At 70.2% G+C, this 16,510-nt stretch carries 13 protein-coding genes; 6 read left to right on the forward strand and 7 right to left on the reverse strand.

Annotated features, from left to right (window positions below; translation table 11 throughout):
* Positions 1-65 precede the first annotated feature (65 nt).
* The 4 genes from TU31_RS38290 to TU31_RS34340 all read left to right on the forward strand — a co-directional run bounded on the left by TU31_RS38290 (position 66) and on the right by TU31_RS34340 (position 4,316).
* Entirely contained in the window at positions 66-839 is a 774-nt protein-coding gene (locus TU31_RS38290) for a TraR/DksA family transcriptional regulator (protein WP_042162062.1), read from the forward strand.
* Between the two features lie 121 nt (positions 840-960).
* On the forward strand, positions 961-1,563 hold the full coding sequence (gene lspA, locus TU31_RS34330) for a signal peptidase II (RefSeq protein WP_042162064.1): 603 nt from the start codon (positions 961-963) through the stop codon (positions 1,561-1,563).
* A 116-nt stretch (positions 1,564-1,679) separates the two neighbouring features.
* The gene (locus tag TU31_RS34335) at positions 1,680-2,621 is read left to right on the forward strand and encodes an RluA family pseudouridine synthase (protein WP_042162066.1); all 942 of its coding nucleotides are present in this window, start codon (positions 1,680-1,682) and stop codon (positions 2,619-2,621) included.
* A gap of 99 nt (positions 2,622-2,720) precedes the next feature.
* Positions 2,721-4,316, forward strand: coding sequence for a Na+/H+ antiporter (locus TU31_RS34340; protein ID WP_042162068.1), 1,596 nt, complete (start codon positions 2,721-2,723; stop codon positions 4,314-4,316).
* Between the two features lie 30 nt (positions 4,317-4,346).
* Here the strand turns inward: TU31_RS34340 and TU31_RS34345 are convergent, their stop codons facing one another.
* Positions 4,347-5,441 carry a mechanosensitive ion channel family protein gene (locus tag TU31_RS34345; protein ID WP_042162196.1) on the reverse strand — a complete coding sequence of 365 codons (1,095 nt, stop codon included), beginning with the start codon at positions 5,439-5,441 and terminating at the stop codon, positions 4,347-4,349.
* Positions 5,442-5,546: 105 nt separating this feature from the next.
* Here TU31_RS34345 and TU31_RS34350 point away from each other — a divergent pair, with 105 nt between their 5' ends.
* On the forward strand, positions 5,547-6,158 hold the full coding sequence (locus TU31_RS34350) for a dienelactone hydrolase family protein (protein ID WP_181018734.1): 612 nt from the start codon (positions 5,547-5,549) through the stop codon (positions 6,156-6,158).
* Between the two features lie 34 nt (positions 6,159-6,192).
* On the opposite strand, the gene TU31_RS34355 is transcribed toward TU31_RS34350, so the two are convergent.
* From TU31_RS34355 to TU31_RS34380, 6 genes are all read right to left on the reverse strand, one after another.
* Positions 6,193-7,836, reverse strand: a complete 1,644-nt coding sequence (locus TU31_RS34355) for an alkaline phosphatase D family protein (RefSeq protein WP_042162072.1) — start codon at positions 7,834-7,836, stop codon at positions 6,193-6,195.
* A 90-nt stretch (positions 7,837-7,926) separates the two neighbouring features.
* Positions 7,927-8,868, reverse strand: a complete 942-nt coding sequence (locus TU31_RS34360; protein WP_042162073.1) for a thioredoxin domain-containing protein — start codon at positions 8,866-8,868, stop codon at positions 7,927-7,929.
* Between the two features lie 44 nt (positions 8,869-8,912).
* Positions 8,913-9,620: a hypothetical protein gene (locus tag TU31_RS34365; protein WP_078886108.1), complete on the reverse strand. Its 708-nt coding sequence runs from the start codon at positions 9,618-9,620 to the stop codon at positions 8,913-8,915.
* 123 nt (positions 9,621-9,743) lie between these two features.
* Entirely contained in the window at positions 9,744-10,553 is an 810-nt protein-coding gene (locus TU31_RS34370; RefSeq protein ID WP_042162075.1) for a thioredoxin domain-containing protein, read from the reverse strand.
* A gap of 48 nt (positions 10,554-10,601) precedes the next feature.
* Positions 10,602-11,261 carry a hypothetical protein gene (locus tag TU31_RS34375; protein WP_042162078.1) on the reverse strand — a complete coding sequence of 220 codons (660 nt, stop codon included), beginning with the start codon at positions 11,259-11,261 and terminating at the stop codon, positions 10,602-10,604.
* Between the two features lie 105 nt (positions 11,262-11,366).
* Entirely contained in the window at positions 11,367-12,728 is a 1,362-nt protein-coding gene (locus tag TU31_RS34380) for a DUF2252 domain-containing protein (RefSeq protein ID WP_042162079.1), read from the reverse strand.
* Positions 12,729-12,895: 167 nt separating this feature from the next.
* On the opposite strand from TU31_RS34380, the gene dnaE reads away from it, so the two are divergent.
* Complete coding sequence (gene dnaE, locus TU31_RS34385) at positions 12,896-16,495, forward strand: DNA polymerase III subunit alpha (RefSeq protein ID WP_042162081.1); 3,600 nt, start codon at positions 12,896-12,898, stop codon at positions 16,493-16,495.
* Positions 16,496-16,510 lie beyond the last annotated feature (15 nt).

Consider the following 16,510-nt stretch of genomic DNA (forward strand, 5'->3'; position numbering starts at 1 on the left):
TGCGGCGATTTATCGTTCCCGTCACGATTCGCGAACAAAGTCACATATGTGAAGGGGTCGCGGCCATGGTGGCGAAAAAGACCGCCGCGGAGAAGAGCACGACGCCTGCCGACGAGGCCGACGCGAAGCAGCCTCCGACGAAGAGGACAGCTCCCAAGAAGGCCGCGGCCAAGAAGCCGGCGGCCGGTACGGCCACGCCGGAAAAGGCGACGGCCCGGAAGGCGGCGCCCAAGCGGGCCGCCACGAAGAAGACGGCGGCGAAGAAGACGGTGGTGAAGAAGACGGCGGCGAAGAAGGCCGCGAAGAAGGCTCCGGCCAAAAAGGCCGCGGTGCCCGCTAAGAAGACGGGAGCCAAGACGGTGGTGGCGAAGAAGACTGCGGCCGCATCGGCCACGGCACACGGCAAGGACTCCGCGGTGCCCATGGCCCGGGTGGCCGCGGCGCCGGGCGAGCTCGCCGTACGGCCCGGCGAGGACCCCTGGACGCCCGAGGAGGTCGCCGCGGCCCGGACCGAGCTGATGGACGAGACGGCCCGGCTGCGGCTGGAGATCGTCTCGGCCGAGGACGCCATCGCCGGGCTGATGCGTGACTCCGGGGACGGTGCGGGCGACGACGAGGCCGACACCGGCAGCAAGAACATCACCCGCGAACACGAGCTGGCGCTCGCCTCCAATGCCCGCGAGATGCTCCACCAGACCGAACGGGCCCTCGGCCGGCTGGACGCGGGCACCTATGGGCTGTGCGAGAACTGCGGCAACCCCATCGGCAAGGCGCGGATGCAGGCCTTCCCGCGCGCCACGCTCTGCGTGGAGTGCAAGCAGCAACAGGAGCGCCGCTGAGCCGGCCGACCGGTGGCGCGGACGGCACCCGTGTCGCCCGCGCCCGCACGGGTGTGCCGTACTCTCGTGGTTCAGCCGGGCACGGCCCGGCCGGGGACACAACGGGCTGAGGGACTCACACGTGGCAGAGGCGGAACGCATCACCGGTACGCCGGAACCCGAGCCGGGTACCGGAGCGGATCCCACGACGGGGTCCGAAGGGGGAGGTCCGGTGCGGACGGAGGAGAGCAAGGACCGCGGTAAGCGGCGGATCGCCGCGCTGCTGCTGGTCGCGCTCGTCGTCTACCTGCTCGATCTGGGCAGCAAGCTCCTCGTGGTCGCGAAGCTGGAGCACCATGCGCCCATCGAGGTGATCGGGACGCTGCTGCGGTTCACGGTGATCCGCAACCGCGGCGCCGCGTTCGGCATGGGCGAGGCCCTGACGATCTTCCTCACCATCATCGCGGCGGCCGTGATCCTGGTGATCGCCCGGATCGCCCGCAAGCTCTACAGCCTGCCCTGGGCGATCGCGCTCGGGCTGCTGCTCGGTGGTGCCTTCGGCAACCTCACCGACCGGATCTTCCGCGCCCCGGGCGTCTTCGAGGGTGCGGTGGTCGACTTCATCGCACCGGCGCACTTCGCGGTCTTCAACCTCGCCGACTCCGCGATCGTCTGCGGCGGCGTGCTGATCGTGATCCTCTCCTTCCGCGGGCTGGACCCCGACGGGACCGTGCACAAGGACTGATACCCCGCAGCGGGGCCGGCCGGGGCAGGAGCCGTTGGTGGCGCCGGTCGGCGGGCCCCAGGGGCCGGGGCCCGGCCCCGGGCAGGACACCATGGCGGGACTGCCATACTCGTGAGGTGAGCACCATTCCCGAGATCCGCACCCTGCCCGTACCGGACGGCCTGGAGGGCGAGCGCGTCGACGCCGCGCTGGCCCGGATGTTCGGCTTCTCCCGTACGAAGGCGGCCGAACTCGCCGCCGCCGGAAAGGTCCGGGTCGACGGATCCGAGGTGATGAAGTCGGAGCGGGTGCACGGCGGCGCGTGGCTGGAGGTCGAGATGCCGCAGGCCGCGCCGCCCGTCGAGATCGTCGCCGAGCCCGTCGAGGGCATGGAGATCGTCCATGACGACGACGACATCGTGGTGATCATGAAGCCCGTCGGGGTCGCCGCCCACCCGAGCCCCGGCTGGAGCGGAACCACCGTCATCGGCGGTCTGGCCGCGGCCGGCTACCGCATCTCCACCTCCGGCGCCGCCGAGCGCCAGGGCATCGTGCACCGCCTCGATGTCGGCACCTCCGGCCTGATGGTGGTCGCCAAGTCCGAGCGCGCCTACACCCTGCTCAAGCAGCAGTTCCGCGAGCGGACGGTCGACAAGCGCTACCACTCCCTGGTTCAGGGCCACCCGGACCCGATGAGCGGCACCATCGACGCCCCCATCGGCCGCCACCCCCAGCACGACTACAAGTGGGCGGTCACCGCCGAGGGCAAGCCGTCGGTCACGCACTACGACCTGATCGAGGCGTTCCGTGCGGCCAGCCTGCTCGACATCAAGCTGGAGACCGGCCGCACCCACCAGATCCGGGTGCACATGGCCGCGCACCGCCACCCCTGCGTCGGCGATCTGACCTACGGCGCGGACCCCACGCTCGCCAAGCGGCTGGGCGTCGGACGGCAGTGGCTGCACGCGGTCCGGCTGGGCTTCGAGCACCCCTCGGACGGCCGCTGGGTCGAGTTCGAGAGCGGCTACCCGGACGATCTTCAGCGCGCCCTCGACACCGTCCGGGACGAGAGCGGCTGACGCGGCGGCCTCCGGGTCGCCGGCACCGCGGGCAACCGGCGGCTTCATGGCAGGCTGGGGACGGAACATGACCGGATCCGACCCCGGAGCGTCGCCACCGTGGACCAGCTGGCTCTTGTGTTCGTCCTGCTGCTCGGAGCCGTGGTCATGGTTCCGGTCGGCGACCGGCTGCGGCTCCCGTCACCGGTGCTGATGACGCTCGCCGGCGCCGTACTGGCGCTGCTGCCGTTCGTGCCCAACGTCGAGGTGCCGCCCGAGTTCATCCTGCCGGTGGTGCTGCCGCCGCTGCTCTACGCGGCCGTTCAGCGCACCTCCTGGCGGCAGTTCACCGCCAACCTCCGGCCGATCTTCCTGCTCGCCGTGGCGCTGGTCTTCGCCACCACCGCCGCGGTCGCCGCGGTCGCCCAGGCGGTGGTGCCCGGGATGCCGGTGGCCGCCGCGGTGGTGCTCGGCGCGCTGGTGGCACCGCCCGACCCGGTCGCCGCGACCGCCGTCGCCGGCAAGCTCGGGCTGCCCCGCCGGCTGGTCTCCATCCTGGAGGGCGAGGGGCTGTTCAACGACGTCACCGCGATCGTGCTCTACCACGTCGCCCTCGCCGCGGCCGTCAGCGGCAGCTTCTCGGTGTCCGCCGCGATCGGCTCGCTGGTGCTGTCCGCGGTGGTGGCGATAGCGGTCGGCCTGCTGCTGGGCTGGGTCACCAACAAGCTGATGGGGCTGCTCGGTGACCCGACGCTCCAGATCGGCCTGACGCTGCTGGTGCCGTTCGTCGCCTATGTCCTGGCCGAGGAGTTCCACGGCTCCGGTGTGCTCGCGGTGCTGACGTGCGCGCTGTTCCTGGCCGAATACGCGGTCGACGCGGACGATGTGATGGGCCGGCTGGCCGGCTACACCTTCTGGGAGGTCGTCGACACCCTCGTCACCGGCGTCGCCTTCGGGCTGATCGGGCTGGAACTGCACAACATCTTCGGGGCCGCGTCGCACCGTTGGGGTCAGCTGCTCGGGGCCGGTGCCGCGGTCGTCGGGGTGGTCGTCGGCGTCCGGCTGCTGTGGCTGCTGCCCGCTGCCTGGCTGGCCAAGCGGATGCACAAGCTCCGCGACTACGACGAGGAGATCCCGATGAGCTGGCGGGAGACGCTCATCATGTGGTGGTCGGGGATGCGCGGGGTGGCCTCCGTGGCGCTGGCGCTGGCCATCCCCTTCAGCATCGACGGCGGCAGCGGCTTCCCCGCCCGTGACGACATCCTCTTCATCGCCTTCGCGGTGGTGCTCAGCACCCTCCTCGTCCAGGGCCTCACCCTGCCCTGGCTGGTGCGCAGGCTGCGGGTGCGGGCCGACACCGATGCCGTCGACGCGCTGGAGCGGGAGCTGGCGATCCGGGTGATCAAGGCGTCCAAGCGCCGCCTGAAGGAGATCCTGGAGGTCGAGGAGCTGCCCGACGAGGTCAGCGACCAGCTGGCGCGCCGGGCGTACGACATGGGCGCCCGGATCGCGCCGGACATCGTCGACGACGAGCGCCGCGAGCTCTTCGAGCGGCGCATCCACCGGATGAAGAAGGTGCACCGCATCCAGGGCGAGATGCTCTCGGCCGCCCGGCACGAGGTGCTGGCCGCGCGCAGCGAGCCGGGCACGGACCCGGAGATCGTCGACCGGGTGCTGCGGCATCTGGACATGCGCAGTCTGCGGCACACGCCCTGACGCCGGGGCGCGGCCGGGCGGCCGGGCCGCTCAGCCCTTCCGCAGCTGCCGGGCGTCCGGCTCCTCGCCGTGCCGCGCCTCCGGGACCCCGAGCGGGGCCGGTGCGGTGCTGATCCGCGGCAGCGCGTAGGCGTGCTCGGTCCGCAGCCACTCCAGCATCCGCTCGCGGACCTCACAGCGCACCGTCCAGAGGGTGTCCGCGTCCCGCGCGGTGACCAGCGCCCGCACCACGATCGTGGACGGGGTGGTCTCGGTGACCACCAGGCTCCAGGAGCGGCCGTCCCAGTCCGGGCACTCCTGGAGGATTTCCAGCAGCCGCTGGCGCATCTTCTCCACCGGCGCGCTGTGGTCGAGATGGAACAGGACGGTGCCGGTCATCTGCGACCCGCCGCGCGACCAGTTCTCGAACGGCTTGCCGGTGAAGTACGACACCGGCATGGTGATCCGGCGCTCGTCCCAGGTCCGTACGGTCAGAAAGGTCAGCGTGATCTCCTCGACGGTGCCCCACTCGCCGTCCACGACCACGGTGTCTCCTATCCGCACCATGTCACCGAAGGCGATCTGGAGCCCCGCGAAGAGGTTGCCGAGGGTGGACTGGGCGGCGATACCGGCGACGATGCCGAGCAGTCCGGCGGACGCCAGCATGGACGTGCCGACCGCCCGCATCTCCGGGAACGTCAGCAGCATCGAGGCGGCCGCGACGACGATCACCACGGCCGTCACCACCCGCTGGATCAGCGTCACCTGGGTGCGCACCCGCCGCACCCGCGCCGCGTCCCGGCCGCTCGCCGCGTAGCGCGAGTACGACGACTCGACGATCGCCGCCGCGGCCCGGACCACCAGCCAGGCGGTGGCCGCTATGAGGACCAGGGTCAGCGCCCGGCCGATGCCCGCCTCGTGGTCCTCGGCGATCTTCAGCCCCGACTTGTCGTAGGAGCTGCCCAACAGGGCCGTGCACAGCGCCACTTGCAGCGGTATCCGGCAGCGGCGCAGCAGTCCCCACAAGGGCGTCTCGGGGTGGGCGGCGTCGACCCGGCGCAGGGCGCGGTCGGTGAGCCAGACCAGGATGAGTGTGAGGACGATCGATCCGCCGATGACGACGATCGGACGCAGCACGGCCTCCAGGGACACGGTGTTCCTCCTTGCTGTGGTGCGTGCGGTGTGCTCCTGCCGGTCCTACCGACCGTAGCTGGCACGATGGGGGCAGTGCGATCCAACTCCAGGGAAGTGATGTCAGTGCCGGCCTCGACCGAGTCCTCGAACAGCGGGCTTTCGACGATTGTCCTGTTTCATTCGGTATGCGGGCTGCGTCCCGCGGTGCACGCCGCGGCGGACCGGCTGCGGGCCGCGGGACACGAGGTGATCGTCCCCGATCTGTTCGACGGCCGGACCGCGGAATCGGTACCGGACGGCATCCTCATCAAGGACGAGATCGGCAAGGAGGAGCTGCTCAAGCGCGCCATCACGGCCGTGGCGCCGTACTCCGACCGCGGGCTGGTCTATGCGGGCTTCTCCTTCGGCGGCTCGGTCGCCCAGAACCTCGCGCTGGGCGACGAGAAGACCCGCGGGCTGCTCCTGCTGCACGGCACCTCGGACATCGCGGAGGACACCACCGCCGACGATCTGCCGGTGCAACTGCATGTCGCCGACCCGGACCCGTACGAGCCGCACGACTGGCTGAACGCCTGGTACCTCCAGATGCGCCGGGCCGGCGCGGACGTAGAGGTCTTCCGCTACGCCGGCGCCGGCCACCTGTTCACCGATCCCGGGCTGCCCGACTACGACGCGGAGGCCGCGGAGCGCGCCTGGAAGGTGGCGCTGGGCTTCCTCGCCGGGCTGTGAACCGGGCGGCCGGCGCCGCGCGGGACGTGCGCCGTCAGCCGACCGGCTGGTCCGCCCGCTCCATCTGCTGGGTGCCGGACCGGGTGCGGTACGAGCGCAGCAGTTCGCTGGTGGCCTGCGGGTCGGTCCGGTCGGAGACCCCGAAGTAGTCCATCTGCGTCCGCTCGGCGCTGACGTCCAGGACCCCGTAGCCGTGGGAGTCCATGTCCAGCCACTTCACATGCCGGTTGGCGGCCTTGAGGGCGGCGACCCCGGCCAGCGAGACCGTGTGCGGGGCGACGTGCAGGAAGTCGTCCACGTTGTCGGAGGTGACGGAGGTGACCACGAACTCCGTCGCCACCGCGCGGTCGGCGGGGTAGGTCGCCGCCTGGAGCGGCACCTCGTTGGCCCAGGCCATGTGGATGTCGCCGGTCAGGAACACGGTGTTGTCGATGCCGCGGTCGCTGAGGTGGCTCAGCAGCTCGCGCCGGTCATCGGTGTAGCCGTCCCACTGGTCGGTGTTGATCGCCAGGCCCTCCTTGGGTATCCCGAGGATGTCGGCGAGCGGGCCGAGCAGCTTCGCGGGGACGGCGCCGAAGGCGACCTGCGAGATCATCACCGAGGTGCCGACCAGCCGCCAGGCGGTGTCCGAGCGTTCCAGGCCGGCCTTGAGCCAGTCCAGCTGGGCCCGCCCGGTGAGCGTACGGCTCGGGTCGTCGACCGCGCCGCTGCCCGGCTTGGCCTGCTCGTCGCGGAACGACCGCAGATCCAGCAGATGCAGATCGGCGAGGGTGCCGAAGCGCAGCCTGCGGTAGGTGGTGCCGGCCGTCGAGGGGCGCACCGGCATCCACTCGAAGTACGCCTGCTTCGCGGCGGCCATCCGCGCGGACCAGGGGCCCTCGCTGTCCGGCGTGTGGTTCGTCGCGCCGCCCTTCCAGGCGTTGTCGGCGAACTCGTGGTCGTCCCACATGGCGATGACCGGGTGCGAGGCGTGCATGGCCAGCGCGTCCGGGTCGGTCTTGTGGACGCCGTGCCGGATGCGGTAGTCGGCGAGCGTCAGCAGCTCGTGGGCGGGGGAGTGCGGGCGGACGACGTACTTGAACTCCGGGTACTCGCCGGACTTGTACTCGTAGAGGTAGTCGCCGAGGTGCAGCACCGCGTCCAGGTCGGTGCGGGCGGCCAGGTGCCGGTACGGGGAGAAGTAGCCGGACTCCCAGTTGGCGCAGGAGACCACACCGAAGCGGACGTTGCCGGCGGCGGAGTCATGGGCCGGGGCGGTGCGGGTCCGGCCGACGGGGGAGTGCTGCCCGCCGGCGGTGAAGCGGTAGTAGTAGTGGGTGGCCGGCTTCAGGCCGCGGACGTCCGCCTTGACGGTGTGGTCGGCGGCGGCCGAGGCGGTCAGGTTCCCCCGGGCGACGACGGAGGCGAAGTCCTTGTCGGTCGCCACCTGCCAGCTCACCTCGGTGGCCGGCCCCCGGCCGGATCCGGGGGTGGCCGCCGGGGTCGGCGTGACCCGGGTCCACAGCAGGACGCCGTCCGGGAGCGGGTCACCGGAGGCGACTCCGTGCTGGAAGAACGGGTCCTGGCCGGAGGCCTCTTGGGCGTGCGCCGTGGTGGCGCCGGCGAACGGCAGAAGTGCGGCGGTGGCGGCTACGGCCGTAACGGCAGTGCGGCGCGAGATCTGGTCATGATCGGTCACGGCCGCTCACCCTACTGGCCGGTAAGCGGGCCCGGGAGGGCGAATTCACGGCAACCCCGAGAATTCGCCCGCCCGTTGTCCGAAAGGCGCTCAGCGGGAGGCCGTGGGGTCCTTTTCGCCCTCGCGAATGCCGTTCCGGCCCTCATCGCCCTTGCTGTCGCCCTTGCCCGGGTCCGGCTTCCCGGAGCCCTTCGCCGGGCCGAACTCCTTGTCGATCATCTTCTTGAAGTTGGCCTGGGCGAGCCGGTTGTACTGCGCCTGCGTCATCTGCTGCTGCGGTACCTGGGGGATCGTCAGCTTCTTGTCGCCGTGCATGAAGGTGGGTGTGCCCTTGACGCCCTTACGGCCGAACAGCGCGGTCATGTCCATCACCCAGCGGTCGTAGGTGCCCTGCTTCACCGCCGTCTCGAACGCCTTGTTGTTCTTCAGCTCCGGCACCGTGGCGGCGACCTTGAGCAGTTCGGCGTCCTTGCCGTAGGTGTCCACCTGCTCTTCGGGGTGGAACTTGGCGGAGTACAGCGCGGCCTTGTACTTCAGGAACGCCTCCGGGCTGACGTTCAGCGCCGCGCCGAGCGCGCTCAGCGCGTTCTTCGAGCCCTCGCCGCCGGCCGGGGTGTCGTCGATGAAGGTGTACATCGAGAAGCGGACCCGGTAGCGGCCGTCCTTGATGTCCTTGAGCAGCGCCTCGCCGCTGCTCTGCTCGAAGGAGGCGCACGCCGGGCAGCGGATGTCCTCGAAGACCTCCAGGGTCTCCTTGGCGTTCTTGTCGCCTATCAGGATCTCGGTGCCGTTCTTGCCCTGGGTGTGGGCGGGCGCGACGGGCTTGGCCTCCTTGGCGGCCTCCCAGCCCGTGGGCTCGTTGGCCTTCATCACCATGAAGCCGATGCCGCCGGCCACGGCCAGGACGCCGACCACGGTCCCGGCCACGATGAGCTGACGGCGCAGCTTCTCCTTCTTCTTCTGGCGCTCGCGCTCGGCCCGGATGCGCTCGCGGGCAGCGGCCTTGTTGGCCTGGGTGTTGCGGTTGCTCATGGGGGGTTCCGTCTCTCAAGGGTGGGGTTGCTGCTGCGGACTGGTCAGACGGCGGCCGCGGCGGGCGGGCCGCGGCGCAGTACGCAGTGCACCAGGAGGGGGAGTGGGCCGGCCGGCGGCGGAGGTGGCGGGCACCGGCGCCGACGGGGCGGCGGGAACGCGGTGGTGACCACCGCGACCGCGGTCCGCAGCGGGCGGAAGGCGCCGGCCGCGGCGGCGCGCAGCAGGGCGTCCAGGGCGGCGTCACCGCGGTGCAGCCAGCCGGCGGCGAGCAGGCCGACGGCGACATGGGCGGCGAGCAGCAGCCACGGGGCGGCCGGCGGCACCGGCGGCAGCGGCGTGCCGGTGTGGGCGGCGAGGCGGGCGAGCGGAGTGCCCAACTCGCCGCCCGCGCACAGCAGATCGACGCCGACCGAGCGCAGCGGGCCGGCGACCGGGCCGCCGGCCCCGCCGTAACAGGTGTGCTGCCCGGCGGTGAAGACGGTGTCGGCGGTCAGCTCCAGGGGCACCAGCAGCGCGGCGATCCGGCCGTATCCGCGCTCCCGTCCGGTCAGCGCATAGGCCGCGGCGAAGACACCGGCGCAGATCGCGGCGACCGACGCGGGCGGCAACGGGGCGTGGGAGAGCAGGACATGGGAGGTCGCGGACAGGGTGGTGCACAGCGCGCTGAACAACGCCGCCCGCACCGCCCGGAGCTGGACCCCCGGCGCGGCCGCCGGCCGGGTCCCGGGACGCCCTCCCGTCGCCTGCACGTTCGGGAGTCTGCCATGTGCGCGGCACCGGCACGGGTCAAGATTTGGCATCGGCCGGCACGCGGGGAGCGTGCCGGCCGAGGAGCGAGGAGGGCCGGCCGGGGAGACCGGTCCTCGCCTACGTCACTTCTTCAGGGCCTTGTCCACCGCGGAGTTGAAGGCGGCCACGCTGGACGGTGCCGACGTGCCCTGCGGGGTCTTCGTGCCCAGCACCGTGCCGTTGAGCTTGATCGTCGGGGTGCTCTTGACGTCCTTGACGGAGTTGAAGGCCTTGGACACCCCCAGCGCCCAGCGGTCGTACGTGCCGTCCTTGACGGCCTTCTGGAAGGCGGCGTTCCCCTTCAGCGCCGGGACGGTGTCGGCGACCTTGATCAGGTAGCTGTCGTCGGCGAACTTGTCCGGCCCGGTCTCGTCCGGGTGGAACTCCTTCGAGTACAGCGCGTACTTGTACTTCAGGAAGGCGTCCGGGCTGACGTTCAGGGAGGCGCCCAGCGCGCTGAGCGCGTTCTTGGAGCCGGTGCCCTGGAGATTGTTGTCGAGGAACGTGCCCAGGTGGTACGAGGCCTTGTACTTGCCGTCCTTGATGTCCTTCTCGATGGTGGCGCCGGCGGTCTGCTCGAAGGCGGCGCAGCCGGGGCAGCGCGGGTCCTCGAAGAGCTCCAGGGTGTTCTTGGCGTCCTTCTTGCCGACGATGATCGTGGTGCCGTTGGTGCCGCTGGTGTTGGCGGGCTTGACCAGCGGGCCGTTCGCTCCGTCGTCACCCGAGGAGGCCACGGCCACCGCGATGCCGCCGGCTATCGCCAGGACACCGACGATCGCACCGCCGACGGTCAGCTGCCGGCGGAGCCGGTCCTTCTTCGCCTGCCGCTCACGCTCGGCGCGCAGCCGCTCGCGGGCTGCCTGCTTGTTGGCCTGGTTGTTGCGATTGCTCATGACTGTTCCTGCTCCGTGAAGTCCGTGGGACGGGGTGGGTGCGGTGGCCTACGCGGCGAGCGCGCAGGGCGGCCCACGGCGCACGACACAGTGCACGAGCAGGGGGACGGTGCGGACGGGACGCCCGGACCGGACAGGAGCGGGCCCCGGGCGGCGCGGGGCGGCGGTGGCGCCGATGACCGCGACGGCGAGGAGCAGCGGGCGGAAGGCGAAGCCGGCCACCGCGCCCAGCAGCCGGCCGAGCGCGGCCTCACCGCGGCGCAGCCAGCCCGCGGCCAGCAGCCCGATCAGCAGATGCGCCGCGAGCAGGACGAGCCAGCTGCTCACCGGCCCGGCCTGGTCCTCGGGCAGCCGCGTCAGGGGTGTGCCGACCGGGCCGCCGCCGCACAGCAGATCCACACCGAGCGAGCGCAGCGGGCCGGCGACCGGTCCGCCGGCCGCGCCGTAACAGGTGTGCTGACCGAGGCTGAACATCAGATCGGCGGTGAGCTCCAGGGGGACCAGCAGCGCCGCGATGCGCCAGTAGCCGCGCTCCCGGCCGGCCAGCGCGTAGGCGAGGACGAAGACGGGGGTGGCGATCGCGGCGACGGTGGTCAGCGGCAGCGGCATACGGGACAGCAGCACATGGGACGCCGCGGACAGCGAGACGCACAGCGCCGTGAAGAGCGCCGCGCGCAGGGCCCGCAGGTGAGGTGCCGAAATGTCCATCGCAGCCGAGTGTGCCATGAGGAGGGATAAGGGGTGCTTAAGGGGGCCCGAAGCCGTACGCACCGGACGATACGGTGCGTACGGAGCGACTCGGGCCCGTGCTCCCTACAGGCCGGGGATCCGGCCGTTGCGGAAGAGGTCCACGAAGATCTGGTGGTCGGCACGGGCGCGGGCGCCGTAGGAGTGCGCGAAGTCCACCAGCAGCGCCGCGAAGCCCTCCTCATCGGCCGCGATGGCGGCGTCGATGGCGCGTTCCGTCGAGAACGGGACGAGGGAGTGGCCGCTCTCGTCGTCCGCGGCGGCGTGCATGGTCGCGGTGGCCCGGCCCAGGTCGGCCACCACGGCCGCGATCTCCTCCGGGTCGTCGATGTCGGACCAGTCCAGGTCGACCGCGTACGGCGAGATCTCGGCGACCAGCTGGCCCGCGCCGTCGAGCTCGGTCCAGCCCAGCCACGGGTCGGCGTGGTCCTGGAGGGCGCGCTGCGAGATCACCGTGCGGTGGCCCTCGTGCTGGAAGTAGCCGCGGACCTCGGGGTCGGTGATGTGCCGGGAGACGGCCGGGGTCTGCGCCTGCTTCATGTAGATCACGACATCGTTCTCCAGGGCGTCGCTGTTGCCCTCCAGAAGGATGTTGTACGACGGCAGACCGGCCGAGCCGATGCCGATGCCACGGCGGCCCACCACGTCCTTGACGCGGTAGGAGTCCGGGCGGTTCAGGCTCGACTCCGGCAGCGTCTCCAGATAGCCGTCGAAGGCGGCGAGGACCTTGTAGCGGGTCGCCGCGTCCAGCTCGACGCTGCCGCCGCCCGCCGCGAAGCGCCGCTCGAAGTCGCGGATCTCGGTCATCGAGTCCAGCAGCCCGAACCGGGTCAGCGAGCGGGCGTCGCGCAGCGCGTCCAGCAGCGGGCCCTCGGCGGTGTCCAGCGTGAAGGGCGGCAGCTCGTCCTTGTCGGAGCTCTTCGTCCCGGAGGCCAGTGCGTGGATGCGCTCCCGGTAGGCGGCCGCGTAGGTGCGCACCAGGTCGGTGATCTGCTTGTCGCTGAGCGCCTTGGCGTAGCCGATCAGCGCGACCGAGGCGGCGAACCGCTTCAGGTCCCAGGTGAACGGGCCGACGTAGGCCTCGTCGAAGTCGTTGACGTTGAAGATCAGCCGGCCCGTGGCGTCCATGTAGGTGCCGAAGTTCTCGGCGTGCAGATCGCCGTGGATCCACACCCGGGCGGTCCGCTCGTCCAGATACGGGCCGCTGTCCTTGCCGCCGTCCTGTGCGGCGTATGCCTCCATGTCCCGGTAGAACAGGCAGGCCGTGCCCCGGTAGAAGGCGAACGCGGAGGCGGCCATCTTCCGGAATTTCACGCGGAAGGCCGCGGGGTCGGCGGCGAGCAGCTCTCCGAAGGCGGTGTCGAAAACGGCGAGGATCTCCTCGCCGCGCTGCGCGGCGTCCTGCGCCGGGGCGTGCTGGGACGGCATCGCTGGGTGCCTCCTGAGGTGCGGAACGGTACGGGATCCGTGGCGGATCCCCCGGCGGTGGCCGGGGGAGGATCTGCCACTGACAACGCGCGAGGCTACTCGTCGGTGCCCGTCGATTGTCACCGGGGAGCCGTAGACTTCGAGACCACCATCCGCCCCTCCCGGTCATGCCGGGCAGGCGCCCCCGCCGACCGTTTTCCCGGAGGTCCTCCGCCGTGGCAGCCCCGTCCAGGCCCCCCTTCACGCACCTGCATGTCCACACCCAGTACTCACTGCTGGACGGTGCGGCGCGGCTGTCGGACATGTTCAAGGCGTGCAACGAGATGGGCATGACGCATATCGCCATGTCCGACCACGGCAACCTCCACGGCGCCTATGACTTCTTCCACTCGGCGCAGAAGGCCGGGGTGACGCCGATCATCGGCATCGAGGCCTATGTGGCCCCGGAGTCGCGGCGCAACAAGCGCAAGATCCAGTGGGGCCAGCCGCACCAGAAGCGCGATGACGTCTCCGGTTCCGGTGGTTACACCCACAAGACGATCTGGGCGGCCAACAAGACCGGTCTGCACAACCTCTTCCGGCTGTCCTCGGACGCGTACGCCGAGGGCTGGCTCCAGAAGTGGCCGCGGATGGACAAGGAGACCATCGCCCAGTGGTCCGAGGGCCTGATCGCCTCCACCGGCTGCCCCTCCGGTGAGCTCCAGACCCGGCTGCGGCTCGGCCAGTTCGACGAGGCGCTGAAGTCCGCGTCCGAATACCAGGACATCTTCGGCAAGGACCGGTATTTCCTGGAGCTGATGGACCACGGCATCGAGATCGAACGCCGGGTCCGCGACGGCCTCCTGGAGATCGGCAAGAAGCTCGGCATCCCCCCGCTGGTCACCAACGACTCGCACTACACCTACGCCCACGAGTCCACGGCACACGACGCCCTGCTGTGCATCCAGACCGGCAAGAACCTCTCCGACCCGGACCGCTTCCGCTTCGACGGCACCGGCTACTACCTCAAGTCCACGGACGAGATGTACGCCATCGACTCCTCGGACGCCTGGCAGGAGGGCTGCGCCAACACCTTCCTGGTGGCCGAGCAGATCGACACCTCCGGGATGTTCGAGAAGCGCGACCTGATGCCGAAGTTCGACATCCCGGAGGGCTTCACCGAGGTCACCTGGTTCCAGGAGGAGGTCCGGGTCGGCATGCAGCGCCGCTACCCGGACGGGATCCCCGAGGACCGGCAGAAGCAGGCCGAGTACGAGATGGACATCATCATCCAGATGGGGTTCCCCGGCTACTTCCTCGTCGTCGCCGACTTCATCATGTGGGCCAAGAACAACGGCATCGCGGTGGGCCCCGGCCGTGGCTCCGCGGCCGGCTCGATCGTGGCGTACGCGATGGGCATCACCGACCTCGACCCGATCACGCACGGGCTGATCTTCGAGCGGTTCCTCAACCCCGAGCGTGTCTCCATGCCCGATGTCGACATCGACTTCGACGAGCGCAGGCGCGTCGAAGTCATCCGGTATGTCACGGAGAAGTACGGCGCCGACAAGGTCGCCATGATCGGCACCTACGGCAAGATCAAGGCCAAGAACGCCATCAAGGACTCGGCCCGCGTCCTGGGTTACCCGTACGCCATGGGCGACCGCCTCACCAAGGCCATGCCCGCCGACGTCCTCGGCAAGGGCATCGACCTCAGCGGCATCACCGACCCCCAGCACCCGCGCTACAGCGAGGCGGGCGAGATCCGGGGGATGTACGAGAACGAACCGGACGTGAAGAAGGTCATCGACACCGCCAAGGGCGTCGAGGGCCTGGTCCGGCAGATGGGTGTGCACGCGGCCGGCGTGATCATGTCCAGCGAGCCCATCGTCGACCACGCCCCGGTCTGGGTCCGGCACACCGACAACGTCACCATCACGCAGTGGGACTACCCCCAGTGCGAGTCGCTCGGCCTGCTGAAGATGGACTTCCTGGGCCTGCGCAACCTCACCATCATGGACGACGCCGTCAAGATGGTGAAGAAGAACAAGGGCGTCGAGCTGGAGATGCTCTCCATCCCGCTGGACGACCCCAAGACGTACGAGATGCTCTGCCGCGGTGACACCCTCGGCGTCTTCCAGTTCGACGGCGGCCCGATGCGTTCGCTGCTGCGGCTGATGAAGCCCGACAACTTCGAGGACATTTCCGCCGTCTCGGCCCTGTACCGCCCGGGCCCGATGGGCATGGACTCGCACACCAACTACGCACTGCGCAAGAACGGCCTCCAGGAGATCACCCCGATCCACCCGGAGCTGGAGGAGCCGCTCAAGGAGGTCCTGGGCCTCACCTACGGCCTGATCGTCTACCAGGAGCAGGTGCAGAAGGCCGCCCAGATCATCGCCGGGTACTCCCTCGGCGAGGCCGACATCCTCCGCCGCGTCATGGGCAAGAAGAAGCCCGAGGAGCTGGCGAAGAACTTCGTGCTCTTCCAGGAGGGCGCCCGCAAGAACGGCTTCTCCGACCAGGCCATCCAGGCGCTGTGGGACGTCCTGGTCCCGTTCGCCGGCTACGCCTTCAACAAGGCGCACTCCTCCGCGTACGGCCTGGTCACCTACTGGACCGCCTACCTCAAGGCCAATTACCCCGCCGAATACATGTCCGCGCTGCTGACCTCCGTGCGCGACGACAAGGACAAGTCGGCGGTCTATCTGAACGAGTGCCGGCGCATGGGCATCAAGGTGCTGCCGCCCAACGTCAACGAGTCCGAGGCGAACTTCGCCGCCCAGGGCGACGATGTGATCCTCTTCGGCCTCACCGCGGTCCGCAACGTCGGCCAGAACGTCGTCGATTCGATCATCCGCTGCCGCAAGGCGAAGGGGAAGTACCTCTCCTTCCCCGACTACCTCGACAAGGTCGACGCGGTCGTCTGCAACAAGCGCACCACCGAATCACTGATCAAGGCCGGTGCCTTCGACGAGATGGGCCACACCCGCAAGGGGCTGACGGCCCACTACGAGCCGATGATCGACAACGTCGTCCAGGTCAAGCGCAAGGAAGCCGAGGGGCAGTTCGACCTCTTCGGCGGCATGGGCGACGACAGCGCCGACGAGGGGCCGGGCTTCGGGCTGGACGTCGAGTTCTCGGACGTCGAGTGGGACAAGACCTATCTCCTCGCCCAGGAGCGCGAGATGCTCGGTCTCTACGTCTCCGACCATCCGCTCTTCGGCCTGGAGCACGTCCTGTCCGACAAGGCGGACGCCGCCATCGCCCAGCTGACCGGCGGCGACTACTCGGACGGCTCGATCGTCACCATCGGCGGCATCATCTCCGGCCTCCAGCGCAAGATGACCAAACAGGGCAACGCCTGGGCCATCGCCACCGTCGAGGACCTGGCCGGCTCCATCGACTGCATGTTCTTCCCGGCCACCTACCAGCTGGTGTCCACCCAACTCGTCGAGGACACCGTGGTCTTCGTCAAGGGCCGCCTCGACAAGCGGGAGGACATCCCGCGGCTGGTGGCCATGGAGATGATGGTCCCCGACCTCTCGGAGGCCGGCACCAACGCCCCGGTGACGATCACCATTCCGACGGTCAAGGTCACCCCGCCGATGGTCGAGAAGCTGGGAGAGGTGCTCAGCAGTCACCGCGGCTCCACGGAGGTGCGGATCAAGCTCCTGGGGGCGCGCAAGACCACCGTGCTCCGGCTGGACCGGCACCGGGTCACGCCCGACCCGTCGCTGTTCGGTGATCTGAAGGTGCTGCTCGGCCCGTCCTGTCTGGCGGGCTGAGCGGCCGGCCCGCCG

Source organism: Streptomyces lydicamycinicus (assembly GCF_000829715.2).
Taxonomy (GTDB): domain Bacteria; phylum Actinomycetota; class Actinomycetes; order Streptomycetales; family Streptomycetaceae; genus Streptomyces; species Streptomyces lydicamycinicus.